Genomic DNA, 662 nt, shown 5'->3' on the forward strand with positions numbered 1-662 from the left:
TATGCACCCTAGAGGAGTCGAACCTCTAACCGCCTGATTCGTAGTCAGGTACTCTATCCAGTTGAGCTAAGGGTGCTCTTTCCTATGCCGAGGACCGGAATCGAACCGGTACGATTGTTTCCAATCGCAGGATTTTAAGTCCTGTGCGTCTGCCAGTTCCGCCACCCCGGCTTCCTCAAGCGAACGACGGGGTTCGAACCCGCGACCCCCACCTTGGCAAGGTGATGTTCTACCACTGAACTACGTTCGCATTCGCTTCTTTCCTTTAATGCCGGCTACATGACTTGAACACGCGACCCTCTGATTACAAATCAGATGCTCTACCAACTGAGCTAAGCCGGCTTATCTCCTATGCGGGTGAAGGGACTTGAACCCCCACGCCGTTAAGCGCCAGATCCTAAATCTGGTGCGTCTGCCAATTCCGCCACACCCGCCTGTGACTATGACCCGTACTGGGCTCGAACCAGTGACCCTTTGATTAAAAGTCAAATGCTCTACCAACTGAGCTAACGAGTCTCTCTAATGTATCTCTATACACTAAAACGGTCCCGACGGGAATCGAACCCGCGATCTTCGCCGTGACAGGGCGACGTGATAACCGCTACACTACGGGACCTATTAAGCCTTTCCGCTTAAAGAAATGGGAGTTAACGGGATCGAAC

At 52.4% G+C, this 662-nt stretch carries 7 tRNA genes; all 7 read right to left on the reverse strand.

What is annotated here, in order from left to right:
- Window positions 1-2 precede the first annotated feature (2 nt).
- The 7 genes from HMPREF2876_RS06975 to HMPREF2876_RS07005 all read right to left on the reverse strand — a co-directional run bounded on the left by HMPREF2876_RS06975 (window position 3) and on the right by HMPREF2876_RS07005 (window position 616).
- Window positions 3-76, reverse strand: a tRNA-Arg gene (locus HMPREF2876_RS06975).
- 9 nt (window positions 77-85) lie between these two features.
- Window positions 86-171: transfer RNA gene (locus tag HMPREF2876_RS06980), tRNA-Leu, on the reverse strand.
- Between the two features lie 7 nt (window positions 172-178).
- Window positions 179-250 (reverse strand) — tRNA-Gly (locus tag HMPREF2876_RS06985).
- Window positions 251-269: 19 nt separating this feature from the next.
- A tRNA-Thr gene (locus tag HMPREF2876_RS06990) sits at window positions 270-342 on the reverse strand.
- Window positions 343-352: 10 nt separating this feature from the next.
- A tRNA-Leu gene (locus HMPREF2876_RS06995) sits at window positions 353-434 on the reverse strand.
- A gap of 9 nt (window positions 435-443) precedes the next feature.
- A tRNA-Lys gene (locus HMPREF2876_RS07000) sits at window positions 444-516 on the reverse strand.
- A 27-nt stretch (window positions 517-543) separates the two neighbouring features.
- Window positions 544-616: transfer RNA gene (locus tag HMPREF2876_RS07005), tRNA-Asp, on the reverse strand.
- Between the last annotated feature and the right edge of the window lie 46 nt (window positions 617-662).

Origin of the sequence: Streptococcus sp. HMSC073A12, assembly GCF_001812815.1 — a bacterium.
In the GTDB taxonomy this organism is placed as follows: Bacteria; Bacillota; Bacilli; order Lactobacillales; family Streptococcaceae; genus Streptococcus; species Streptococcus vaginalis.